At 67.7% G+C, this 23,013-nt stretch carries 19 protein-coding genes and 3 pseudogenes; 14 read left to right on the top strand and 8 right to left on the bottom strand.

All coding sequences use genetic code 11. The annotated features are described in order from the left end of the window. Positions 1-94 precede the first annotated feature (94 nt). Complete coding sequence (locus tag ACIBCK_RS37505) at positions 95-706, bottom strand: TetR/AcrR family transcriptional regulator (RefSeq protein ID WP_399397656.1); 612 nt, start codon at positions 704-706, stop codon at positions 95-97. Between the two features lie 96 nt (positions 707-802). Here ACIBCK_RS37505 and ACIBCK_RS37500 point away from each other — a divergent pair, with 96 nt between their 5' ends. Both ACIBCK_RS37500 and ACIBCK_RS37495 read left to right on the top strand, forming a co-directional pair. Continuing rightward, the gene (locus tag ACIBCK_RS37500) at positions 803-2,308 is read left to right on the top strand and encodes a carboxylesterase/lipase family protein (RefSeq protein WP_399397654.1); all 1,506 of its coding nucleotides are present in this window, start codon (positions 803-805) and stop codon (positions 2,306-2,308) included. A gap of 328 nt (positions 2,309-2,636) precedes the next feature. Next, entirely contained in the window at positions 2,637-2,822 is a 186-nt protein-coding gene (locus ACIBCK_RS37495; RefSeq protein ID WP_399397652.1) for a hypothetical protein, read from the top strand. A gap of 55 nt (positions 2,823-2,877) precedes the next feature. Here the strand turns inward: ACIBCK_RS37495 and ACIBCK_RS37490 are convergent, their stop codons facing one another. Both ACIBCK_RS37490 and ACIBCK_RS37485 read right to left on the bottom strand, forming a co-directional pair. Continuing rightward, positions 2,878-3,738 (bottom strand): SigB/SigF/SigG family RNA polymerase sigma factor, encoded by an 861-nt coding sequence (locus ACIBCK_RS37490; RefSeq protein ID WP_399397651.1) that lies wholly within the window; start codon positions 3,736-3,738, stop codon positions 2,878-2,880. Between the two features lie 886 nt (positions 3,739-4,624). Beyond that, positions 4,625-5,521, bottom strand: a complete 897-nt coding sequence (locus ACIBCK_RS37485) for a LysR family transcriptional regulator (protein ID WP_399397649.1) — start codon at positions 5,519-5,521, stop codon at positions 4,625-4,627. A 113-nt stretch (positions 5,522-5,634) separates the two neighbouring features. Between ACIBCK_RS37485 and ACIBCK_RS37480 the strand changes: the two genes are divergently transcribed. From ACIBCK_RS37480 to ACIBCK_RS37450, 7 genes and pseudogenes are all read left to right on the top strand, one after another. Further along, positions 5,635-6,510, top strand: coding sequence for a polysaccharide deacetylase family protein (locus ACIBCK_RS37480; protein WP_399397647.1), 876 nt, complete (start codon positions 5,635-5,637; stop codon positions 6,508-6,510). Further along, positions 6,507-7,991, top strand: a complete 1,485-nt coding sequence (locus ACIBCK_RS37475) for an MFS transporter (protein ID WP_399397646.1) — start codon at positions 6,507-6,509, stop codon at positions 7,989-7,991. The genes ACIBCK_RS37480 and ACIBCK_RS37475 overlap by 4 nt, the downstream gene beginning before the upstream one ends. Beyond that, entirely contained in the window at positions 7,988-9,043 is a 1,056-nt protein-coding gene (locus ACIBCK_RS37470) for an NADP-dependent oxidoreductase (protein ID WP_399397644.1), read from the top strand. The genes ACIBCK_RS37475 and ACIBCK_RS37470 overlap by 4 nt, the downstream gene beginning before the upstream one ends. Positions 9,044-9,246: 203 nt before the next feature. Continuing rightward, positions 9,247-9,461 (top strand): annotated as a pseudogene (locus ACIBCK_RS37465) (IS630 family transposase); the annotation flags it as partial. 548 nt (positions 9,462-10,009) lie between these two features. Then, a complete protein-coding gene (locus tag ACIBCK_RS37460) occupies positions 10,010-11,173 on the top strand; it encodes a pentapeptide repeat-containing protein (protein ID WP_399397642.1) in 1,164 nt (387 codons plus the stop codon). Between the two features lie 122 nt (positions 11,174-11,295). Next, positions 11,296-13,837: pseudogene (locus tag ACIBCK_RS37455) on the top strand (RHS repeat-associated core domain-containing protein); the annotation flags it as partial. A gap of 416 nt (positions 13,838-14,253) precedes the next feature. Beyond that, complete coding sequence (locus tag ACIBCK_RS37450) at positions 14,254-14,520, top strand: RHS repeat-associated core domain-containing protein (RefSeq protein WP_399397640.1); 267 nt, start codon at positions 14,254-14,256, stop codon at positions 14,518-14,520. A gap of 526 nt (positions 14,521-15,046) precedes the next feature. Here ACIBCK_RS37450 and ACIBCK_RS37445 read toward each other — a convergent pair. From ACIBCK_RS37445 to ACIBCK_RS37435, 3 genes and pseudogenes are all read right to left on the bottom strand, one after another. After that, entirely contained in the window at positions 15,047-15,259 is a 213-nt protein-coding gene (locus tag ACIBCK_RS37445) for a hypothetical protein (protein ID WP_399397638.1), read from the bottom strand. A gap of 161 nt (positions 15,260-15,420) precedes the next feature. Then, entirely contained in the window at positions 15,421-15,993 is a 573-nt protein-coding gene (locus ACIBCK_RS37440; RefSeq protein ID WP_399397635.1) for a GNAT family N-acetyltransferase, read from the bottom strand. 109 nt (positions 15,994-16,102) lie between these two features. Next, positions 16,103-16,928 (bottom strand): annotated as a pseudogene (locus tag ACIBCK_RS37435) (IS5 family transposase). Between the two features lie 126 nt (positions 16,929-17,054). Here ACIBCK_RS37435 and ACIBCK_RS37430 point away from each other — a divergent pair. Next, positions 17,055-17,858 (top strand): hypothetical protein, encoded by an 804-nt coding sequence (locus ACIBCK_RS37430; RefSeq protein ID WP_399397633.1) that lies wholly within the window; start codon positions 17,055-17,057, stop codon positions 17,856-17,858. Between the two features lie 38 nt (positions 17,859-17,896). Further along, positions 17,897-18,274, top strand: a complete 378-nt coding sequence (locus ACIBCK_RS37425) for a hypothetical protein (protein WP_399397631.1) — start codon at positions 17,897-17,899, stop codon at positions 18,272-18,274. Positions 18,275-18,294: 20 nt separating this feature from the next. Here the strand turns inward: ACIBCK_RS37425 and ACIBCK_RS37420 are convergent, their stop codons facing one another. Continuing rightward, positions 18,295-19,260, bottom strand: a complete 966-nt coding sequence (locus ACIBCK_RS37420) for an NAD(P)-dependent alcohol dehydrogenase (protein WP_399397630.1) — start codon at positions 19,258-19,260, stop codon at positions 18,295-18,297. A 101-nt stretch (positions 19,261-19,361) separates the two neighbouring features. Here ACIBCK_RS37420 and ACIBCK_RS37415 point away from each other — a divergent pair, with 101 nt between their 5' ends. Next, complete coding sequence (locus ACIBCK_RS37415; protein ID WP_399397629.1) at positions 19,362-20,036, top strand: TetR/AcrR family transcriptional regulator; 675 nt, start codon at positions 19,362-19,364, stop codon at positions 20,034-20,036. Positions 20,037-20,604: 568 nt separating this feature from the next. Here ACIBCK_RS37415 and ACIBCK_RS37410 read toward each other — a convergent pair. Next, positions 20,605-21,279, bottom strand: a complete 675-nt coding sequence (locus ACIBCK_RS37410) for an O-methyltransferase (RefSeq protein WP_399397627.1) — start codon at positions 21,277-21,279, stop codon at positions 20,605-20,607. 70 nt (positions 21,280-21,349) lie between these two features. Here ACIBCK_RS37410 and ACIBCK_RS37405 point away from each other — a divergent pair, with 70 nt between their 5' ends. Further along, the gene (locus ACIBCK_RS37405; RefSeq protein ID WP_399397625.1) at positions 21,350-22,015 is read left to right on the top strand and encodes a TetR/AcrR family transcriptional regulator; all 666 of its coding nucleotides are present in this window, start codon (positions 21,350-21,352) and stop codon (positions 22,013-22,015) included. Then, positions 22,012-22,383, top strand: a complete 372-nt coding sequence (locus ACIBCK_RS37400; RefSeq protein WP_399397624.1) for a hypothetical protein — start codon at positions 22,012-22,014, stop codon at positions 22,381-22,383. The genes ACIBCK_RS37405 and ACIBCK_RS37400 overlap by 4 nt, the downstream gene beginning before the upstream one ends. Positions 22,384-23,013: the final 630 nt, after the last annotated feature.

Below are 23,013 nucleotides of genomic sequence, written 5' to 3'. Positions count from 1 at the left end.
CTTGGGTTCCCCTCAGGCCGGCTCGGACGACGGTGGCCCGGCGGCAGGCTGGACGGCCCGACGAGCCGGTCGCTGGCGGCGGCGGGGGTGCAGGTCATGCACTCCGATCGTTGCCGCTGAACAGTCTGTCCAGGTGGAGATCGATCGCCGTGAGCGCGTCCCCGGGCCTGATCACGTCCAGTTCGATCAGAGGGGTGAAGCCGGTGAGGGCGAGGAGCAGGTTGGTCTCGGTCGCCGGGTCGCGGTCAGGATCGATCTGCCCGTCGGTGACCGCTTGGCGGATCAACTGTTCGACAAGATTCCGTCCTTGGAGGAGGCCGCGGCGGGCCTGCTCGTGAACGTCCTTGTCGTGCAGTGCCTCCAGGACGTAGGCGGCGCTCATCCGGCTGGTCGCGCGGGCGTCGGTGTGCAGGGGGAGCATTTCCGCGAGCGTCAGTCGCAGCACGTCACGGGGGTGCGGACGGTCACCGAGCTTCTTGAGGCCCCGGTCGATGCGCAGCGAGGTCTGCTCGGACGCGAGGTCCATGGCGAAGGAGAGCATGGCGGTCCGGGAGGCGAAGTAGTGCTGGAGTTGCCCGAGGGACATGCCTGCCTCCCGGGCCACCACGCGCGTCGTCAGGTGCGCGACGCCGCGCTGCTCCACCACCCGCCACAGGGCGCGGGCGATCTCTTCACGGCGTTTGTGGTGATCCACCTGTTTCGGCATCGCCGGCCTCTTCTCTCGTACTCGGAGCCGTTTCCATACGCTTGACATAATACAGTTGACCTACAACCCTGGAGCCCGCTCGAGGAAGGAAGTGTCATGCCCGAACGGCTGCCTGAAGAGCCAACAGTGCGGACCACCGAGGGTGTGGTGCAGGGGCGCCGGCGGCAGGGTCACGCGGTGTTCCGCGGGATCCCCTACGCCCGGCCCCCGGTGGGAGCACTTCGCTTCGCCGCGCCCGCCTCGCCGCAGCGCTGGGAGGGGACGCGGCAGGCGGCCCAGTTCGGCCCCGTGGTACCGCTGTCCCTGCCGATCGACGTGGGTCCGCCGCAGGGCACAGACTGGCTGACGCTCAACGTCGGCACTCCGGATCCGGGCGCGGCAGGACTGCCGGTGCTGGTGTGGATCCCCGTAGGCGGCTACATTTCGGCGGCGTCGAGCGACCCGATGTACGACCCGGCGGCGCTGGCCGAGGCGGGACTCGTCGTGGTGAGCATCAACTGCCGGGTGGGCGTGGAGAGTTACGCGTTCTTCGACGACGCGCCGCCCAACCGCGGATTCCTCGACCAGATCGCGGCGCTGGAGTGGGTGCAGCGCAACATCGCCGCCTTCGGAGGCGACCCCGACCAAGTCACCGTGGGCGGAGTGTCCGCCGGGGCAGGGTCGGTCGCCGCTCTCCTGACGATGCAGCCGGCGCGCGGCCTGTTCCGGCGGGCCATCGCCCACTCGGTGCCGGGGCTGCACAGCACCCCCGCGCTGGCACGGCAGGTCACCGCCGCGCTCGCGGACCGGCTCGGCGCGCCGGCCCCCACCGCTGCGGCCATGCGCGACATCGACCCCTGGCACCTGGCCGCGGAACTCACCTCCTTCAACGCCGACCTCCCTGCACACCGGGAGAGCTGGGGACGGCTCACGGAGACCGGCACCGCCCTGTGCCCCGTCGTCGACGGCGAGGTCTTGCCCGAAACGCCCTGGGCCGCGCTGAGCGGGGCGCGCGCGAGCGGGACCGAGCTGCTCGTGGGCCACACCCGCGACGAGTTCCGGCTGTTCAGCGTCATGAGCGGACGGCGGGGCACCTTCACCGAGCAGGACGCCCGTGCAGCCCTGGAGCTGCTTGCCCCGCAGCCGGGCGGCGCCGACGCGTACCGTGCCGGGTTTCCACAGGCCGGCCCGGAGGAGCTGTTGGAGACGGTGTACTCCGACGCCCTCTTCCGCATGCCGTCGCAGAAGCTGGCCGAGGCGAACGCCGCAGCCGGCGGCACCTCGTTCCTGTTCGAGCTGCGCTGGACCGCCCCGGCTCTGGGCGGCGCCCTGGGTGCCTGCCACAGCCTCGACGTCCCGCTGGCGTTCGGCACCCTGGACAGTCCTGTCGGCGCGCAACTCATCGGCGACGAGCCCACACCCGAGGCTCTCGGGCTCTCCCGTGAATTCAGGGAGGCATGGGTCCGCTTCGTCACCACCGGCGACGCGGGATGGGCCGCCTACCGACCCGACCAGCAGCTCACCCGCGTCCTGGACGCCGAGTCAGAGACTGTGCCCTACCCCGAACAGGTCTCCCGCCGGATCTGGGAAGGCCACACCCCCGCCCCCTTCGATCTCTCGTAGGGGGCGACCTCCCCGCGTCAGGAACGCCCTGAGGGACCGGAAAGGCAGCGCTCCGCACCGGTTCATTCTGCCGACGCGCGGCGAGGCGGGTGCGCTGAAGGGTCCGTATCCGCACTTCGACCGTCGGAGCCTACGTGGTGTTGCTCCGCAGGACCTGCATTGCACGCTCCTGTACGCGGTCGGGCTGGGCGGCACCGATACCGATGAGGTGCGCGCCCTGGCCGTCGACGTCGTCGGGTGCGCGGGCGGGGGGCCCTTCACGTTGACGTTCGACCGGCCTTCGCTTGCGCTGCGGCCGTGGAGATTGCCGGTCGGCCGGGGGCAGTTCATGGCGATCATCGACACGCTGACGACGCTAACGGAGAGACGGTTTCCGGGGCAGTTCACTACGGCGCCGATCCGCTACCCTCACGTGTCTCTCGCGTACAGCACGGTCGGTGCCGAGGATGTGTCTGCGGCGGGCCGGGAGCCGACGGTCGGTATGGGCTGGGCCCGGAGGATTTTTGCGGTGTGAGTGCCGAGATGCGTGGGGGAGGGGTGAGTCCCGGGCGCTGGTCTCCTGGGGTGGCCTAGTTGGTGGTCATCAGGCCGGTGCGGAGTTTCGCCACGACGCGGGTGATCAGGCGGGAGACGTGCATCTGGGAGCAGCCGAGGGCTTCGCCGATCTGGGTCTGGGTTTGTTCTTCGACGAAGCGCAGGTGGATCAGGGTGCGTTCGCGCTCGTCGAGACCGGCGATGAGCGGGGCCAGGGAGTTGAAGTTGTCGATGAGGTCGTAGGAGTCCTCTTCGAAGCCGATGAAGTCGGCCAGCGCGGTGTCGGACTCGTCGTTGCTGCTGGTCACGGAGGCGTCCAGGGAGGCGGCGTTGTAGCCGTTGGACGCCATCTGGGCCTGGGCGACCTCCGCCGGTTCCAGCTGCATCAGCTCGGCGAGCTCGGCCGTGGAGGGGATACGTCCGAGGCGGGTGCGCAACTCCTCGGTGGCCTTGGACAGTTCGATGCGGGCTTCCTGTAGGCGGCGCGGCACGTGGACGGCCCAGCTGGTGTCGCGGAAGAAGCGTTTGATCTCGCCGGTGATGTAGGGGACGGCGAAGGAGGTGAACTCGACCTCGCGGGTCAGTTCGAACCGGTCGATGGCCTTGATCAGGCCGATGGTGCCGACCTGGACGATGTCTTCCATCTCCTGCGGGCCGCGGTGCCTGAAGCGGGAGGCGGCGTACTTCACAAGGGAGAGGTTGATCTCGATCAGGCAGTTGCGCACGTACTGGTACTCGCGCGTTCCTTCCTCGAGCTCGGTGAGCTGGTCGAAGAAGCGCTTGGAGATGGTCCGCGCGTCGCGGGGGGTCACCGATGACGGATCCGTGTGCGCGCGCTGGGCGATTTCGTCCTCTGCCTGCGTCCGCGTCTGCTGGCTGTCCGTCACTGTGAGCATGCATCCCGCTTTCTGTCATGAACTGGGCGTGCTGCCCGTACCCGACCACCTGCCCAAGATGGAACAGCACACACGTAGTTGGGCCCAGACGGTATGGCCAGCCTGGTGAGGTGTGTGTCGCATCAACGCCGCGATCACCCACCCCGCCGGGAAACGGCGGCCGCCGCGCCTGGCTGAACCACGCCCGCCGCTGCCGGCCCCGGGGGACGGCAGGTGGACGAGCGAAGGCCCCCGGTCGGTTTCCTCCGGCCGGTGGCCTTCGCCTGGGCGCGGTGAAGACGGTGGTGGACATGGCGGCCACCGAGGACCCTGGCTGACCATGGATCTGGATCTGCCCAACCCGACGTGAGTCGCGCGCCGGTGACCTGGAACCTCTTCACCACATTGTTCTGTGCGTCCACACACGTCAGCACGATGTCTTTGGCATCTTCTTCGGTCCTGGTCGGGTCACGGGAGTCCAGGAGCCACTGAGTGAACTTCTCGCTCTTGTCCGTGCCGCGCGTGAGAGTGAAGTCTCCGGGCCCCCAAGAACTATGTCGGGGACCTTCTCGTCCTGCGAGTTCTGCAGCAGCTCGACATACTCCTGATCGATGTTGAGGCCTGTGACGCTCTTCAGCGTCTCCCCTGACGGTCTCCCAGCTCGACCTGCGGGGGTTGTTGCGGATCTGTTGGACGCGGTCATGGAGGCGGAAGGGGGCGCGCCTTCGCTGTATGTCTCCGGCTTGTCGTCGGCCGGCGGGCTGAGGCGTTCTTGCAGCCGGAGGCTGAGGTCGATCGTTCCGGTGACGTTCTTCTTCGCCGGGCACAGCACATTGCTGGCCCCGGGGGTGACCGGCGTGCTGGATGGCACCTCCCCGTGTCAGCCGACAAGATCCGAAAGGAGGCCCTACGGTCGCCCCGCGCGTATGCGGCACAGCGTGTCCGTGAACGCCTGCACCCGGGACGTGAAGCCGTCGCGGCGCCAGATCAGGCCGTAGTCGAGGGACGGAGCGTCGCAGAACGGGACGTAGGTGAGGCCGGGGCGGCCGTGGTAGCGGGCGGCGCGCAGCGACGCGACGGAGATGCCGCGGCCGGAGGCGACGAGCGGGGGGACTTCCAGCCAGTACACGAAGGTGGGGCCCCGGGGGATCGGCTTGCCCTGCGGCGTCTTGCTGGGCCAGATGTACTCGCGCCAGTACGGCGGGCTGTCGCCCTTGACGCCGATCAGCGGGGCGCGGGCCAAGTCCTCCACGGAGACCGACTCCTGCCGGGCGAACGGGTGGTCTGCGGGCACCATCATCGCCCGGGTATCCGAGAAGATCACCGAGCCGGCCACCAGGTCGGGCTCCTCCACCGGGAACTCGGTGAGCTGCAGATCCACCACGCCGGCGCGCAGCGGGCCGAAGGTGTCGTAAAGCGGGATCTCCTGGATCTCGACCAGGCAGCCGAGGTGGGTGCGGCGAAAGACCTCGGCGGTCCGCAGCACCATGTCACCCGCCCACGCCGAGGAGAAGCCCACGCGCAGCGTGCCGGTGATGCCCTTGCCGGTCGCCAGTGCCTGCGCGACCGCCTCCTGGATCTCCTGGTGGGCCGGGGCCAGGCCGTCGTACAGGCGCTGCCCCGCCGGGGTCAGGGCTACCTTGCGGCTCGTACGGGCGAAGAGCGCGACGCCCAGGCGGCGTTCGAGTCGGCCGACGATCTGGCTCACCCGGCCCTGGGCGAGCCCGAGCCGCTCGGTGGCGCGGCGGAAGTGCAGCTCCTCGGCTACGGCCAGAAAGGCCTCGATCTCATGCCGCTCCAGCATCGCTGATCACCACCCCGTGCCCCGCCCCGTGAAACCAACTGGTGAGCTTCGTGCACCGATCGTAGATCAGGTCGCTCTCGTTCCGGCAGGCGTCAGCAGACAGCATGCAAGCCATGGCTATGGACAACGAGCTCTACGACTACAGTCCGATCACCGAGCGGGAGCGCTTCAGATGGCCCGGCGGTGCCCGGGTGGCGTTCTACGTCGGGCTGAACATCGAACACTTCCAGCTCGGCACCCCCTCGACCAGTCTGAACGAGGCAACCGCCGCGCTCGTCCCGGACCCGCTGAACCACGGCTGGCGCGAATACGGCGTCCGGGTGGGTATCTGGCGCGTCATGCAGGCCCTCGACCGGCACGGCGTACGCGCCAGCGCGCTGCTCAACTCCGCCGTCTGTGAGCACTATCCGCAGATCGTCGAGGCCGGCCTGGCCCGTAACTGGGCGTGGCTCGCGCACGGCCGCGACAACTCCACCCTGCAGGCCGGGATGACGGAGGAGGACGAGCGCGGCTATCTCATCGGCGTCGTCGAGACGATCGAGAAGGCCACCGGGCAGCGGCCGCGCGGCTGGCTCGGCCCGGCGCTCACCGAGACCTTCCGGACGCCGACGCTGCTTGCCGAGCTCGGCCTCGGTTACGTGCTCGACTGGACCAATGACGATCAGCCGTACCCGCTGAACATCCCTGGCATGCTGAGCGTGCCGTACTCGGTCGAGCTCAACGACCTCGGACTCTTCACCATGCACGGCATGACCGGGCCCGATTTCGTGCAGCTGGTCAAGGACCAGGTCGACCAGCTGCACGACGATTCGGCCGCCGGCGGCCGGGTGATGGCGCTGGCACTGCATCCGTTCGTCATCGGTCAGGCGTTCAGGACCAAGTACCTCGACCAGGCGCTGGAATACATCGTGAACCACCCGGGCGTGTGGACGGCCACCAGCGACGAGATCGCCGAGCACTACGTCCGTACCTTCACGGGCAGACCGTGACCGGGCGGGCGGTCACCGCGAAGGCCGCGGCCGAGCGGCCGCGAGCCACATCGCCCTGGCTGACGATCACCGTGCTCTGCATCGGGCAAGTGATGATCGTCATCGACCAGAACATCGTCAATGTCGCCCTCCCGACCGTGCAGCGCGGCCTCGGCTTCTCCGCGGAGAACCTGGTCTGGGTGGTCAACGCCTACGTCGTCCCGTTCGGCGGGCTGCTGATGCTCGCTGGCCGACTCGGTGACCTGATCGGGCGCAAGCGGGTCTTCCTCGTCGGCGTCGCACTCTTCAGCGCGGCCTCGCTGCTGTGCGGATTCGCGACCAGCGAGGCCACGCTGATCGGCTTCCGGTTCCTGCAAGGCGTCGGCGGCGCGATCGCCTCGGCCTGCATTCTCGGCATGGTGGCGACCCAGTTCACCGACGCGCGCCGGCAAGCCCAGGCCATCGGCGCCTACAGCTTCGCCTCCGCGGGCGGCGGCACGGTCGGGCCACTGCTCGGCGGCGTCCTGACCGACCTGCTCAGCTGGCACTGGATCTTCTTCATCAACGCACCGATCGGCGCGGCGGTCATCGCCCTCGGCCATCGTGCGATCCGTAAGGACGAGTCGCAGGGCCTGGACAAGGGCACCGACTTCCTCGGTGCCGCCCTGGCCACGGCCGGCATGATGCTGCTCGTCTACACCATCGTCGACGCCGAGCAGGCCGGCTGGGCCTCCGCCCGGACCCTGCTGCTCGGCGTGCTCGCCCTCGCGCTGCTCGCCGGATTCGTCGTACGGCAGGCCCGCGCCGAGCGGCCGCTGCTGCCGCTGCGGCTGTTCCGCTCGCGGCGGCTGACCGCGGCGAACGCCGTGCAGTTCATGGTGATCGCAGGCATGTTCGGGCTGCTGTTCTTCGGGACGCTGTATCTGCAGCAGGTGCTTGGCTACAGCGCGCTCGCGGCGGGGCTCGGCTTCATGCCGGTCGCCGCTGTCATCGCGGTGATCTCGCTCGGCCTCTCGGCCCGCCTGATCATGAAGTTCGGGCAGCGGCCGCTCCTGTACCTGGGGCTCGTCCTGATCACGACGGCCTTCGTGCTGCTGTCGTTCAGCCGAACGGACGGAACGTACGCGGTGGACTTCCTGCCCGCGTCCCTGCTGATGGGCATCGGTTTCGGCCTGGCCGCGCCCGCCATGATGGGGCTCGGCATGGCCGCCGTCGCCCCCGAGGAGTCCGGCATCGCCTCCGGCCTGTTCAACACCACGCAGCAGATCGGCGGCGCCATCGGCCTCGCCGTGATGAGCGCGGTCGTTACCGCCCGTACGAGCGGCCTCGAAGCGGGCAGCGCGGACAGCTTCGGATCCGGCGGCGAGGCCGCCAGGTCCGCGCTGCTCGAGGGCTATCACGCGGCCTTCCTGACCGCCGCCGGTTTCGTGGCGGCGGCCCTTGTCCTCGCCTTCGTGCTGCTGCGGGGAACTCCCGGAACTACCTCAAGGAGCCACTCATGACCACCCCTACGCGCACCCTCGCCTCCATCCCCCGTACCAGCCGCGAGATCCGCCTGGCCTCGCGCCCCACCGGCGCCCCTAGCGCCGAGAACTTCGACCTGGTCCACGCCGACATACCGGCGGACCTGGCCGACGGCGAGATCCTGGTCCGCAACGACTGGATGTCGGTCGACCCGTACATGCGCGGCCGGATGACCGACGTCCCCTCCTACATCCCGCCGTTCCAGCTCGGCGTCGCACTCGAGGGCAGCGCGGTGGGCGAGGTCGTCGCCTCCCGGGCGCCGGCGGTCCCGGCCGGTGCCACGGTGTCGCACTTCGCCGGGTGGCGGGAGTACGCAACGCTGGACGCCGCCGCGGTCTCCGTGGTCGACACTGCGCTCGCCCCTGCCGAGGCGTACCTGGGCGCGCTGGGAACCACCGGTCTGACGGCGTACGCCGCCGTCACCGAGGTCGCGCCGGTGCAGGAGGGCGACGTGGTGTTCGTCTCCGCCGCGGCCGGCGCCGTCGGCAGCGTGGCCGGGCAGCTGGCCCGCCGCCTCGGCGCCGCGCGGGTGATCGGTTCGGCGGGCGGCCCGGCCAAGACGGCCAAGCTGCTTGACGACTTCGGCTTCGATGCGGCCCTGGACTACAAGGCCGCCCCCATCGCCGAGCAGCTGGCGAAGGCGGCTCCCGAAGGCATCGACATCTACCTCGACCACGTCGGCGGCGACCACCTGGAGGCGGCCATCGACGCCGCCCGCCCCGGCGCCCGATTCGCCTTGATCGGCGCGATCAGCGCGTACAACGCCACCGCCCCGGTGCCGGGCCCGACCAACCTTTTCCAGGCGTACACCAAGGAGCTCAGCCTGCGCGGCCTGCTGGTGAACTCGTACTTCCGCCTCTTCCCCGACTGGATCAAGCAGGGCGCCGCCTGGCTGGCCGATGGCACCCTGAAAACCGAGCAGACCGTGGTGCACGGCCTCGACCACGCCCCGGCCGCGTTCCTGGGCGTCCTCAGCGGCGCGAGCATGGGCAAGATGCTCGTCCGCCTGGACAGCGGCGGCGCCGAGTGAGCGGCCGTGTGTGGGGGTGAGGGAGGGGGAGGGGGAGGGGGAGGGGGAGGGGGAGAGCATGATCGGCATCGACGGCTGTCTAGGGCCTGTTCGAGATGTTGATCAAGGTCGTGAAACGATCTTCGGATGTCTCGTGGTGATCTGACGGATACGCAGTGGGCGCGGCTGGAAGCGGTGTTGCCCCCGCTGCCGAAAATGGGCGCAAGCGTGACGCCAAGCTCGGCCGGATCGAGAAACGCTGGACCGCTTCTCGGACCGGGGCTTCGCGTTCGACGAGTTTGGGCCACTCGGGAACCGGCCCGCCGCCGGGGCGTGTTGGGCCGAGCAGGGTCGGCCCGAGCGACATCCCGCGATCTACCACCGCACCTACGGGCTGCGCTACTTCCGCGGCTGCTATTCAGTCGGCGACGACACTCTGTAGGGCTAGCTCGCGGCAACTCCCGGCGCCGGAAGGTACTGGCGGCCAGGGTCAGCGGGCCGGTCAACAACACGAGCACGGCGACAGCGCCAAGCGCGACCGGCAGGCTGGTCAGCTCGGCGGCGCCGCCCACCATCGGAGCTCCGAGCAGGAACCCGCTGTAGGCAATGGTTGTCGCGAACGCTACCTCGCGTTCGCCGCCGCCCCCATCGGGTCGCCGCCCGGCAGCTCGGCTCAACTCGATGACGACGGGGGAGGCGTAGGCAAGACCGACACCAGCGACAGTAAAGCCGGCGAAGGTCAACGCCGGTGACGGCGCCATGACTGCGCCGGCCGTCCGAGTCCGCCGATCGCGGCACCCCCGATGAGCATTCGAGGTGCGCCCCAGCGACGCTGGATCGCCTCACCGCACAAGCGGGTGCACGCCATGGTGATCGAGAAGCACGAGTAGATCAGGGCGCCGGTGGTTTCGCTGAGACCGCGTTCCTGCCGCTCCGAAGATGGCCGTTCCCGGCGTACAACACCCAGTCCACGGCATCATGACCCGCATGAGCGACGACCAACCCGCCAAGAAGCCGTTCCGCTGGTGGCACTGGGCACTCGCAGCTGCCTGCACCCTTGCCTTCACTGCACTCCTCATCTGGGGCCCGTGGTGGATCGAAGGCCACCACCTCAAGGAAGACGGCAAACTCGTCTCCAGCGCCGGAATCATCGTCACCGGATTCCGCACCATGCTCGTCGCTATCGCCGCGGGCGGATTCACCGCTGCAGGGCTGTACTACACGCGGCAGAAGCACCAACTTGAGCGCGAACAGTTCCAGCACGCCCAGCAGCAGTTCACGGAGAGCCAGAAACAGTTCGAGACCACCCTCCAGGAAGCGCAGAAGCGTGACGCCGAGCAAGCCGAGCTCACTCGCGAGGGCCAAGTCACCGATCGCTACGTTGAGGCGATCAAGCTGCTGGGGTCAGGGAACCTCGCTGAACGGCTGGGTGGTATCTACTCCCTCAAGCGCATCATGCATGACAGCGCGAAGGATCACGACTCAGTAGTAGAGGTGCTGGCCGCATACGTGCGACAACACGCACCAGCTGTTACGGCAGAGTCTGATGGTGCCTCATCGGACAGGCCAACCATGGACGTGCAGGCTGCGCTGACCGCCGTAGCTCTCCGGCCGAATCGGGAGGAGAATCTTACGATCGATCTATCTGGAGTCGACTTGTCAGGTGCGGTACTCAAGGAAGCCGTATTGGACCTTGTCGACTTCCGTAATACTCGTCTCACCAAAGCAGACCTCGAGGGGGCCGTAATGCACGAAGCAGTCCTCGATGGAGCCCACCTGCTTCACGCGAACCTACACGGTGCCGTGTTGTGCGGCGCACGTCTGCGCGACGCCAAGGTTGACTGCGCCAACCTGATGGACGCCGACCTCAGCTTTGCAGTCGCCACCAGGGCCTCCTTCCATCGGGCCAGCCTGAACCTAGCGAAACTCGGCGAAGCCGACTTTGGCATGGTGGACCTGAGCGGGGCGAGCTTCCAGGCAACGGGCGTACAAATGACGAACCTGGGGGGCGCCGACCTTACCGGCGTATACGCCATGACCCAAGGCCAGTTCTACGAAGCGTTCCTGGACGACGAAACGAGATTCGACCCAGCGATCGCCGAGGATCCAGAAATCGTTGCACGCATCGAGGAATGCCGAGACATGTTCTAGATGCCGACAGAGTGCCGAGACCATACGCAGCACGACTCCAGCCGACGCTGAGCAGCAGAGAAGCCCCAGCCCACCTGTGCCGGGCATCCATCTGTAGAGCAATCAGTTCCCACAGCAGCGCGGACAGGAACAAAGGCGCCACCACCGTCGCCCAGCACGACGAGGGTGGGCAGAACAAGGGCTTCAAGCTGACCGAGGCACGCTCGAACCGGTGGGTCGACCTGGTGAAGACCGACGCCTCGCAGTGGCAAGCCAAGGACAACTCCGGCCGCACCGCGGTCTTCGACCTGGACCCCGCCGGCAACCTGCACAAGACCACGGACGCCGAGGGCAAGACCACCACCTTCGACTACGACTCCTCCCGCCGCCTGACAAAAATCACCACGCCCGAGAGCCGGGTCACCATCTTCACCTACGACAGCGCCAACCGCGTCACGTCCATGCTGCGGGCCACGGAGTTCAACGGATCGGGTCACACGGGTCCGACGTGGACGTATACGTACGACACGTCCACTCCGGCGGCCGCAGGGACAACGAAGGTCACCGACCCGGAAGAGCACGCCACCAGCTACAAGCACGACAAGGACGTCAGGTCGAGGAGGTCACCGACGCCCTCAAGCACAAGCGCTCCACGAAGTACGACGCGAACCGCAACATCGACACCGCGACCGATGCGATGGGTTCGGGCAGTACGCCGGGCAACGTATCGGACTACGGCTTAAGCGCTCGCAACAACTTGGAGAGCGTCACATCCCCGACGGGCGGCAAGTCGGTCAACAGCTGGCAGACGATCGCCGGCGGGGACGTGCCAAAGGACTCGACGAACGCTGACGGTGAGAAGACCAGCTTCACCTACGACATGGTGGGCAACACCAAGTCGGTGGCGCAGACCGGCACCGGGGGCGGCAGCGTCTCCTACACCTACAACCCGGCCACCCCCAACTGCGGTGGCTTCGAGGGCCAGCGGTGCGCGGCCGAGACGAAAATGTCGGCGTCCAAGACGGTGAAAACGTCCTTCACCTACGACGACAAGGGCAACCTGACCAAGGTGACCCCGCCGGGGCCGCTGGGCGAGACGACCTACACCTACGACACACTGGGCCGCACGGAGACCCTCACCGACGGCCGCGGCATCAAGAAGGTCTTCGCCTACGACCACCTCGACCGCATCAAGACCGTCTCCACCACCAACGACACGGTCCGCTACTTCTACGACGACGACGGCAACCTCCGACAGCGCGACGACAACACGGGCACGGTGAAGTACCAGCTCGACCCGTTGCAGCGCGAGACGGTGCGCACCCTGCAGAACGGCTCGGAAACCCTGCTGGCCTACACCCCGGCCGGCAACGCGGACTTCTACCAGGACCCGGCGGGGAAGGTCGACTACACCTGGAACGAGGTGAACAAGCTCAAGGAGCTCAAGGACCCGCAGGGCCGGGTGACGTCGTACAAGTACAACAACAGCGACGTCCGCACCGAGACCGCGTATCCCGGCGGCACGGTGCAGAAGGTCGACATCGACAAGTCCAGCCGCCCCCAGAAGATCAAGGCAACGTCCAGCAAGGGCACTCTGGTCGACCTCGCCTACACCTACGGCTACGGGACCGGCGCCACCACAGACGGCGACAAGATCCGCACCAGCACGGACGCCGTGGCGGGCACCAAGACCACCTACAGCTACGACGGGGCGGGCCGCTTCTCCTACGCGGCGGAGAACAAGGGATCCACGCTGAACGAGTCCTGGCAGTACTGCTACGACCTCGTCGGCAACCTCACCAGCCAGGGCACCGAGAAGGGCTGCCCGCGCGGCACCACCTACACGGTCAACGACGCCCAGCAGATCACCGCAAAGAACGGCTCCACCACGAACTGGTCCTACGACCAGGAGGGCCACGAAACCGCGGCGGCTTCGCCCCCCGGGGGGCACGCGCACGGGGGAGAAGTGGTCGGATCACAGCCAGCTCACCTCCCTCACTGTGGGTGGAAAGACCTACGCCGGGCAGTACGGCTCCACCGACCAGGGCGAGCGCATCAAGCTCGGCGACACCTACTTCCACAACGGTCCGGTCGGTCTGTCGGCGACCTCAACTGCGGGTGTGGGCACGGGCTTCAACCGGGAACCGGGGGCGCACTCAACTCCATGACCCGTGACGGAAGGCGTACTACTACCTCACCGACGCCCTCGGCTCGGTCGTAGCCGTCGCCGATGGGTCCGGGACCAAGGTCAACTCGTACTCCTACAGCCCCCACGGTGTCATCCGCTCCGCGAGCAGCGAAAAGGTCGCCCAGCCCTACCGTTTCGCCGGCGGCTACCAGGACCCGACGGGCCTGTACCACTTCGAGGCCCGCTACTACGACCCCAACATCGGCCGGTTCACCCAGCCTGACCCCTCCGGCCAGGAAAAGAACCCCTACCTCTACACCGAAGGCGACCCCGTCAACCGCATCGACCCCAGCGGACTCGCTTCGCAAGGAGTGAACATCGAGGTGTGTGCCTTTGGGGCGTGCCTAGGGGGTGGGGTCAGCGTCAATGATGACGGCGCGATTCACCCCAGCGTTTCCGCGGGGGCGGGCACCCCAGGAGTAAGCGGAGGGTACGAGACGAGCGCCAGTGATGCTTCGGCAGGCTGGGACTGGCGAGGCGGAGTGCTCTGCCGGTAACTACCGTGCGTCGGCGAGCACTCAAGGTGATACCTCGGCTGGTGTCAGCACTTCGTACAGTGCCAAGCCGGGTTGCTCGGCGAAGATATAGAAGACCTGGTAGTCGAGAGGAGCACTGAGCTGCATGCAGTAGGACTGGCTGCACCCGGCGGGGGACCCGACGGACCGCCGTGGCTTGGAATCGTATTCGGTGTGCTGGTGGTTGTCGGAATAGTGTTCTTTGCGGTCAGTCGCATGCGAGGCCGGGGCAAGTGAGAGACGGGTGACGCCGTTCGTGGGTGTCACCCGGACCATAGGCCCTCTTCCTGCGGGCGCCTGAACCCTTTCGGCAGGCCTACCAATTGGCGGTCTGCCGTAAGGGGTTCGGTCCAGATTGAAAGCTGCTCTCGGTAGCGGTCGCAGTCACGCTCTACTCCATGACCCGTGACGGCAAGGCGCACTACTGCCTCACCGACGCCCTGGGCTCGGTCGTCGCCACGGCCGACGAATCCGGCAACAAGGCGAATTCGTACTCCTACAGTCCCCGCGGCGTCACCCGCGCCGCAAGTTCGGAGAAGACGCCACAGCCCTACCAGTTTGCCGGGGGATATCAAGACCCCACTGGCTTGTACCACAATCAGGCTCGCTACTACGACCCCAACATCGGCCGCTTCAACAGTCCGCGTCGGGTCCGGTTCCGTTGAACCCAAATGACGCGGCCAGAGTGTCCGAGCTGCGGTAGCGGGTGCCGCCGCCGTACGGATTGGCACCCCCTACTTCCCTACCGATACATGGCCAGCGGCACGGAGCCGCTCGAGAAGGGCTGGCTGGTTGGCGGTGATGGACTCCTCGTCACTCTGGGGACTGGAGAGCGTGACTTCGACCGCCGCCCGCCTGCGGATCACTGGGGAACTGGTGCAGGTCACGGTGTGGGACTCCGAGCCGTTCCCCCCAAGGCCCGCAGCACGGATGCCGGACGCATCGGCCAGCACGGCTTGGAGATCGTGCAGGCAATCGCCCGGGAACTGTTGGTGGAGCGGCAAGTCTTTGGCAGGCGCATCACCGCGGGCCTCCGCCCTGGCCGACAGCCCCTGAGGGAGGCTCAGCACAGAGCGGAGTCCAGACGGATCCGCGGGCAGCCGGCGCGGATCCCGTTCCGGCGAGTCGAAGGCCGCGAGCAAGACCTCCAGGCGGGACGGGAACCCGTCTCGCAGCGGGGGCGGCGAGCACTCACACAGCGGATCGCGGGATCCGACGAAGGACCAGCCCGAACTGATCGAGCAGTTCACCACCGCCCTCGCCGAAACCGAGGTCCGCCTGGCCGAACTCATCGCCATACGCAAGGTCATCGACGGCCTCGGCCCGCCCGACCACGCACTGACCGTCGTGGATCCCGCCACCGCCACCGTCTACCAGCGCATCGTGACGGCGTTCAACGAGCACCCCAGAAAGGTGTTCCGCGTCCGCGATCTGCACAAGCAACTCGGCCTGCCCACCGACGAGCCGTCGATCAACGTCCGCTCCCGCTTGGGACGACTAGTCCGTCAGGGACTCCTCGCGCAAACTGGACGCGGCCAATACCAAAAACGGATGTAACGCCGCCTTTAGCGGGCTGGTATCGGCATGGTCGACGGCCGCCACTCTCGCCTGAGCAACCCGAATACCCATGAGTCGGATACCTCGCCGTTTACGACGCAATCTTCCTGCAACGTTCCTTCTCGCACGAATCCGACCTTTTCCAGAACCCGGCCAGATGCCGCGTTACGCGTATCCGCCTCGGCCTGAACTCGATTCAGATCCCATGTGTCGAATGCCCACTGCAGCAAGGCGTGCGCGGCTTCCGTCGCGTAGCCATGGCCCCACATCGCAGGGTCCAGGCAATAGCCCAGCGACGCGCTGCGGTTGTCCGGATCCCAATCGATCAGACCACACCAACCGACGAAGGCCCCGTCAGAAGCACGGTCGATGGCCACTCGCGCCCCAGTGCCTTCGTCGGCGATCCTTCCGCACACCGCGATGAAGCGTTCAGCGCGAGCCCGGTCGTTCCACGGCGCGGAGTCCCAGTAACGCATCACCTGGGTGCTGCTGTGCAGCGCGAAGAGAGGGTCCGCGTCGGCCTCGGTGAACGGCCGCAGCCGCAGGCGAGTGGTGCGCAGGATGGGAGTAGTCAAGGTCATGCGAACCATCCTGTGTCCTCATGGGGTGGGCAGGACACCGAATTCCCGTCCCGGACCGCTCCTGGCTCACCTGGACAAGTCCACTACCAGCAACGGACTTGACGCCCTCTTAGAGGTCCGAGCAAAGGCGTTGGACGTGTCGGTGGGTGATCAGGCGGGCGGCGAGGCCGAGGGAAGCCTCGTGGATGTCGTCGCGGCGCTCCCAACGGTTCCGCAGCCGTCGAGCCGTGCAGCCAGGCGATCGTGCGCTCTACCACCCAACGGAAGACGCCCAGGCCGGAGCCGTGTTCGACGCCTCGTTCGGCGATGACCGGGCGGATTCCGCGTTGCCAGAGCAGGCGACGGTACTTGTCGTGGTCGTAGGCGCGGTCGGCGAGCAGGGCATCGGGTCTGCGTCTGGATCGGCCGACGACGCCCGCCACCGGCTGGATCTTGTCCAGCAGAGGCAGCAACTGCGTGACGTCGTTGCGGTTTCCGGCCGGTCAGCGTGACCGCGAGCGGGATGCCCTGGCCGTCGGTGACGACGTGGTGCTTGCTGCCCGGCCGCGCGCGGTCGACCGGACTGGGCCCGCTTTTGGGCCTCGCCGGGCCGCCTTACGTGGGAGGAATCAATCACTGCCCGCGACAAGTCGAGCCTCTTCGCGGCCCGCAGCTTCTTCAGCAGCACCAGGTGCAGTTCGTCCCACACGCCGGGCCTCGTTCCACGCGGCAAGACGCCGCCAGCACGTCATCCCCGAGCCGAAGCCCAGCTCCTGAGGCAGGTACTCCCACTGGATGCCGGTATGCAGCACGAACAGGATCCCGCACAGGGCCTGCCGGTCCGGGACCCGCGGTCTGCCTTCCACCAGCTTCAGTCCTGGCTTGGGCAGCAACGGCTCGATGAGCGACCACAGTTCATCCGAGACGACCCATGGGCGCGAATCCCTCTCTCCCACGACAACAACAACGAGCGATCAAGCGGACAGTCACACAATCTTGGCTTCTGTTAGGACCTCTTAGGCTGGGGGACCTGGCCGGACATCGACCAGCACCGCGACTACATCAAGAGCCTGCTCGGGACGGTGACTGTCTCGACGATCCACCAGCGGCTCCGCGATGAGTACAAGCTGCAGGTGTCGATCTCCTCGTTCCGTCGATGGGTGCACGCGACACTTCCGGACGAGATAGCGAAGTCGCAGGTCACCGTGTTGCGTGACGACATCGAGCCCGGCTCGGAGGCCCAGATCGACTACGGGTTCCTGGGGCCGTGGACCGATCCACGGACCGGGAAGCGCCACCGGGTCTGGGCGTTCGTGATGGTTCTGCCGTGCTCGCGGCACCTATTCGTCCGGCCGGTGCTGCACCTGGACCAGCACGCGTGGACGGAAGCACACTTCGCGGCCTTCCGCTACTTCGGCGGCGTCCCACGTCGGCTCGTCCCGGACAACCTGAAGACGGGCGTATACAAGCCGACCTCTACGACCCGAAGATCAACAAAGCCTATGCCGAACTCGCCACGTACTACGGCGCGTTGGTCGATCCTGCCGGGCTGCGAAGCCGTGAGCGTCCACATGCGGGCTCATAGCAGTAGTGCCAGTCCGCAGCCGGGGGCGGCTGTGCTCCGTGCATGCGGAGCACTCCGCGACCGCTGGCGCGATCGCGATGTGGGTCTGAGACCGACCGCTCTTCGGCCGGCTGAGGACGTCACGCTCGCCTACGGTGCCGACGCGCAGGACATCGCCGACGGGCTGCTGCTCCACCAGGTCGAGGAGCGGGACGCGCGGGAGGGTACCGATAACCTCACCCGCGTGCTGGCCTTTGGGGAGGAGTACGGCTGGACTGGCTGGGCTACCACGACTTCGACCATGCCTTCTCGCGCTCCCTGAACCCGCTACCGGAGCAGCAGATCACGCTCCGCGCGACCATGGCCAAGGCCATCCACGACTTCGGCTACTTCGAGGACAGGGCGTACCAGAACCCCTTCCTGATCCAGGACGGTGCCAAAGACCGGCGGGACGTGTACGAACTCATCTCGTATACCCCGGGGGAGGCGCCGTTCGCCCCGGAAGCGCCGCTGTCCTTCCTCAACCTCCACCTCCGCATCGCGGAGAAGGCCGGCAACTGGACGGACAACATCGCGCTGTTCTTCGAGGCCTGGAAGGACGACTACAAACCACGGCATGCGGTCGAGTGCGGGATCAAACGCCTCAAGAGGCACTGCGCCGTCGCCACGCGATACGACAAGCTGGCGGTGCGCTACGAGGTGACCGTCCTCATCGCTGCCATCAACGAGTGGCTGTGATCAGCACCTCCACAGCCGTCCTACGCGACCCTGACCACGTACTTGCCCTGGACGCCGCCTGCTTCGAGCGCCTGGTGTGCCGCTGCTGTCTCCTCCAGGGGGAAGACCGTGTCCACCGCAGGGCTTAGCTTGCCCTCGACCACATGGCGGGCGAGGTCGTCGAAGTCCGCCCGCGTGGGGTTGCCGCTGAAGAAACGCACCCGGCCGTGTCCATGGATTGCGCTGGCCGCGAGGTAGCCGAGCGACGCCGCAGGCCGTTTCAGGTCGAAGGCGATGGTGACCATGCGACCGCCCGGATTCAGTACGCGCCGGAAGGCCCGCAGGTCGGTCCCCACGGTGTCCAGGACCACGTCGAAGCGGCCCAGTTCCGCCGGCCGCACGGTCCGGTGGTCGACGGCCTTGTGCGCGCCGAGCCCGCGGACGAAGTCGAGGTTGGCTGCACGGGCCAGTGCCGTGACCTCGGCGCCGTACGCCTGTCCGAGCTGGACGGCGGCGTTGCCGACACCGCCCGAAGCGCCCCGGACGAGGAGTCGTTCGCCAGGGCGCAGTCCGGCTTTGTCCCGCAGGGCGGTGATGGCCGTGGTGGCTACCGGCAGTGCGGCGGCGTCCACCAGGTCAAGGCCGTCGGGGAGCCGGCCGATCCGTTCAGCGGGTACGGTCACGTACTCGGCGGCGCTGCCGAACCCGGAGGTGCGGCCCAATACTCCCCATACGCGGTCGCCGGCCGCGAACCGGGTGACTCCGGCGCCCAGTGCGACGATCTCGCCGGTGAAGTCCAAGCCGACGCGCTTGGGGAATTTCCGGCCGGTCAGGAGACGGAGACGGCCGGCACGTGCTGCCAGTTCGCCGCCGTTGACGCTGAACGCGCGCACCTTCACAAGGGCCTCGCCGGGTGCCGGCTCAGGGCGTGGCACGCAGCCCGTGTAGAGCACATCGGGGCCGCCATAGCGGTCGTAGAGCACTGCCTTCATCATGGGGTCGTTCATCGTTCTGCCTTTGCCGCCGGGGGCCGTACACGGATCTGACATCGACCGTAAGCTCTTAAGTGGACGCAATCGTCCGCTTGGACCGGAAGCGAGAGATAGTGATGGCGGAATCCTCTCGGATCACAGCGCGGGACGGGGTACGGGCGGACGCCCGGCGCAACCGAGAGCGCGTCCTCGTCGCCGCCCGTGCGGTCTTTGCGGAGCACGGGATCGACGCCCCGATGGCGACCGTGGCCCGACGGGCAGGGGTCGGCGTGGCGACGCTGTACCGGCACTTCCCGACCCGCGACGCCCTGGTGAGAGGCGCATTCGCGCAGCAGATGGAGACCTGCGCGCGGGCGCTCACCGAGGCTCTGGCCGCCCCTGACCCGTGGCAGGGCTTCCAGCAGCTGGTCGAGACGGTCTGCGCTCTGCAACGGGAGGAACGCGGGTTCCCGGCCGCGTTCGTCGCGGCCTTCCCGGAAACCGCGTCGGAACACGCGCAATCCCGGCAGCGAGCCGAGCGGGACTTCACGACTCTGGTACGCAGGGCCCAGGCGTCGGGCGCGCTACGGTCCGATTTTCACCCTTCCGACCTCGCCGTGGCCCTATTGGCACACGGCGGTCTGGCGACCGCCCTACCGGATGACAGTGCAGCGTCCCGGCGCCTGGTGGCCTATCTGCTCCAGTCGTTCCGCACCGACCCCGCCAACAAACCGCTGCCCCCACCGGCCGCACTGACACTGCGCAGCCTCCCGATGGCAACAGACAGTCCCCAGGGGCAACGACCCTCCTGAGCCTGACAGGAAGCGGTACTTGCCCCAGAGCACATCTAGCCCGATAGCTCCGTTTCGCAACAGGCCCTAGTTGTATTAACCCGTGGCGTCGTTGAGGCGGCTGACCGGTGGGTGGCCGCCGAGCGCGGTGTGGCAGCGGTGGTGGTTGTCGCAAGGCGCCGGTCGAAGACCTCGGCGACGACGACCCGGAGCTCGGGGTTCTCCTGGGCTTAGGCCACCACGTTTCATCCCAGCGCGCGCAGGAGCAGGCTTGTCTGGCGCGCGATGGCCTGCTGGCACTTCGGGTTTTGTTTTTCGTCCGCCACTGTGACCCGCCCGGTCAACTGGGATACCAGGACTGCCTCATTCTTGCTGGTCAGTCCGCCCCGGGAGCTTTGTCGAGCAGGGCTTCACACAGGCGGAGCTCCCTCCGGCACCGGCGCTCGGCCTGTCCGTTCTGATCCTTGTGGCCGCGCTCCTTGTGGGGCTGGTTCCTGCTTCATGGCGCCTTCTTCCAGAGCGTCCATGAGGTGCTTGCTGCCGCTGCCCAGGGGCCGAACTCGGCGGGCATCTCCCGCCACTTACCGGCCTAGAGGCGGCAGCTGATCTCCATTCCGTCCTCCACGGGGAACGTGACGCTCTGGTAGCCGTTCCGGGGGTCACGGACGTAGCCGAGGTAGGGCGCGAGGTCCTCCAGGTCGACGTCGTCGGCGACGACGAGGGTGCCGGGCGCGAGGCGTGGTTCGAGGAGTTGCAGGACGGACAGGCACAGGTCCTTCCAGCCGTCGAGGAGGACGAAGTCCGCGGAGCCGGCGGCTGCGGCGAGGGTCTCGCGGGCATCTCCTTCGAGGACGGTGATCAGGTCGTCCATACCCGTCTCGGCGAACGTCCGGCGGGCGGCAGCGGCCTTGGTGGCACTCAGTTCCGTACTGATCACCCGCCCCGTCCCGTTGTCGCGCACCGCGGCGGCGAGATGGAGCGTGGAGATGCCGAAGGACGTGCCGAACTCGACGACGGTGGCGGGGCGGATGGCCCGAATCAGGTTGTAGAGGAGGCGGCCTCCCTGGGCGGAAATCGGCATGTACACCTCCGCGTTGGCGTCGGCCCGCTCCTGCGGGCCGAGTGGCGCGGAACCCTGGTGCCACTCCGCCTGGACCCGCCTGCTGGTCGCCTCGTCCTGTTCGGCATGCCGGAACATCCGGTCGAGGGCGGAGGCGATGCGGGGGTCTTCGAGGGTGTTGGTGGGGGTGTTGGTGGATGTCATGAACCTAGACTAGACGCACCGTTGCGTAGCGTCTAGAGGTTCTGGCCTACTCTGGCCCCAGGAGGCAGACATGGAACGAGGAAGTACGGCCGCCGCGGCGGCCGGGCCGGAACCGGCGGCACGCCACCACGGCAACAGGCATGGCCGCAGCGAACAGGCCCGGCAGGCAGTGCTGGAGGCAGCCGACGACCTCTTGGTCGAGAAGGGCTTCACGGGCGTCACCATCGAGGGCATCGCCGCCCGGGCGGGCGTCGCCAAGCAGACCGTCTACCGCTGGTGGAAGACCAAGACCGACGTCCTCCTGGACGCCTTTCTTCAGGACGCGGCCGAAGCCCTGATCCCGCCGGATCACGGCGACCTGGCCCCGGACTTGCGCGCCCACCTGCGCCAACTGGCCTTGTTCCTCACCCGGTCCGACGCGGGCGCCGTCTTCAAAGCCCTCATCGGGCATGCCCAGCACGATCCCGCGTTCGCCGCCGCCCTTCGGTCCGGGTACCTCGACGAACAGCGCCGACGCGACCGACTCCCGCTGGAACGCGCGGTGGAACGCGGCCAGCTCTCCGCCGGAATCGACATGGCGGCGGAGATCGACCAACTCGTGGGACCGGTCTACCACCGCGTCCTGGTGACGGCGGAAACCGTCGACCGGGCTTTCACCGACCGCCTCGTCGAGGCGTTCATGCACCGCGTGGACGTGGCGGACGTATCCGATGCGGGGGAGGTGGGGAGCAGATGACTCTGAAGGCAGGCCAGCGGGTGGTGCTGGCGGCGGATACCCGGCTGACCGATTCGGCGGAGGTGTCGGGGGCCGTCGTCGGATTCCTGTCCCTGGCGGCGGGCACCGGCGGGACCGTCGAGCAGGTGGTCGGCCACCAGGACGACAGCGACGATGTGCGCGAGTACGAGCGGCTCAAGTCGCTGCTCGACTCCTTCGGGTGCGAGATGCCCACGGAGAGCAGGAGGCAGCTCGAAGAGAAGGTCTGCTCTCTGGAACCCGCGTGGACCGCCTTCCAGGAACGCGCGCCTCGCGTGAGCGTGCGGGTCCGCTTCGACAACGGGTTCATCCTCGACGGGGCCCATGAGGACGTCTTCGTTCCTGCCTGAGGGCGCGTCCCGGGTCAGACCGACAGCTGCCGGCAGTGTTCGCGCCAGTGGCCCCACCGCTCGGCTGGGGGAATCTCCTTCAGAGGGTCGCCCCCGGCGGTCTTACCGCGAGGCAGACATGATCGAGGGACTCAAGAAGACCGCATCGTCGGGCCTATGAGCCCGCTCTCACCGAGCTGGGGATTTTCCTCGGCGCTGAGGCCAGCAAGCCGGTCGGCACTGGACGCTGCGATTTGACGTGGTGCTGGGGCAACCACCTGTGGGCCGACATCGAGGCCAAATCGGACCAGAAGCCCGAGGGCGTCATCCCGCACAAGGACGTCCGGCAGGTCGGAGACCAACTTCGCATTCTGAACCGTGACCGTTCGTCACCTCCGCCGACCAGGCCGGTCGCTGCACGGCGCCGACCTGGGCGCCGGTGTTGATCGAGTCGAGCGTCGACATTGGGGTACTGCCTTCTCGTGGGTGAGGTGGGTGAGGTGGGTGACGTGGGCGGCAGAGGATGCGGGATCCGTATGCCTTGTGTCCGGCGGTGAGGCTATGAACGTTGCTGTTCCTGGGCCGCCAGCCCGCGTGTGGACGGTGATGAGTGGTTCCGCGGGGTCGATAGGGCTGGGGATTCCCCTGCGA

Origin of the sequence: Streptomyces sp. NPDC051218 (assembly GCF_044455475.1) — a bacterium.
Taxonomy (GTDB): Bacteria; Actinomycetota; Actinomycetes; order Streptomycetales; family Streptomycetaceae; genus Streptomyces.
The sequence above is the reverse complement of the archived record's forward strand: the minus strand, read 5'-3'. Positions and strand labels throughout refer to the sequence as shown.

Bases quoted from the DNA above. Each gene is read 5' to 3' on its own strand.
- ACIBCK_RS37505 (WP_399397656.1), bottom strand. From the start codon at position 706: ATGCCGAAACAGGTGGATCACCACAAACGCCGTGAAGAGATCGCCCGC.
- ACIBCK_RS37500 (WP_399397654.1), top strand. From the start codon at position 803: ATGCCCGAACGGCTGCCTGAAGAGCCAACAGTGCGGACCACCGAGGGT.
- ACIBCK_RS37495 (WP_399397652.1), top strand. From the start codon at position 2,637: ATGGCGATCATCGACACGCTGACGACGCTAACGGAGAGACGGTTTCCG.
- ACIBCK_RS37490 (WP_399397651.1), bottom strand. From the start codon at position 3,738: ATGCTCACAGTGACGGACAGCCAGCAGACGCGGACGCAGGCAGAGGAC.
- ACIBCK_RS37485 (WP_399397649.1), bottom strand. From the start codon at position 5,521: ATGCTGGAGCGGCATGAGATCGAGGCCTTTCTGGCCGTAGCCGAGGAG.
- ACIBCK_RS37480 (WP_399397647.1), top strand. From the start codon at position 5,635: ATGGCTATGGACAACGAGCTCTACGACTACAGTCCGATCACCGAGCGG.
- ACIBCK_RS37470 (WP_399397644.1), top strand. From the start codon at position 7,988: ATGACCACCCCTACGCGCACCCTCGCCTCCATCCCCCGTACCAGCCGC.
- ACIBCK_RS37460 (WP_399397642.1), top strand. From the start codon at position 10,010: ATGAGCGACGACCAACCCGCCAAGAAGCCGTTCCGCTGGTGGCACTGG.
- ACIBCK_RS37450 (WP_399397640.1), top strand. From the start codon at position 14,254: ATGACCCGTGACGGCAAGGCGCACTACTGCCTCACCGACGCCCTGGGC.
- ACIBCK_RS37440 (WP_399397635.1), bottom strand. From the start codon at position 15,993: ATGACCTTGACTACTCCCATCCTGCGCACCACTCGCCTGCGGCTGCGG.
- ACIBCK_RS37425 (WP_399397631.1), top strand. From the start codon at position 17,897: ATGGCCAAGGCCATCCACGACTTCGGCTACTTCGAGGACAGGGCGTAC.
- ACIBCK_RS37420 (WP_399397630.1), bottom strand. From the start codon at position 19,260: ATGAACGACCCCATGATGAAGGCAGTGCTCTACGACCGCTATGGCGGC.
- ACIBCK_RS37415 (WP_399397629.1), top strand. From the start codon at position 19,362: ATGGCGGAATCCTCTCGGATCACAGCGCGGGACGGGGTACGGGCGGAC.
- ACIBCK_RS37410 (WP_399397627.1), bottom strand. From the start codon at position 21,279: ATGACATCCACCAACACCCCCACCAACACCCTCGAAGACCCCCGCATC.
- ACIBCK_RS37405 (WP_399397625.1), top strand. From the start codon at position 21,350: ATGGAACGAGGAAGTACGGCCGCCGCGGCGGCCGGGCCGGAACCGGCG.
- ACIBCK_RS37400 (WP_399397624.1), top strand. From the start codon at position 22,012: ATGACTCTGAAGGCAGGCCAGCGGGTGGTGCTGGCGGCGGATACCCGG.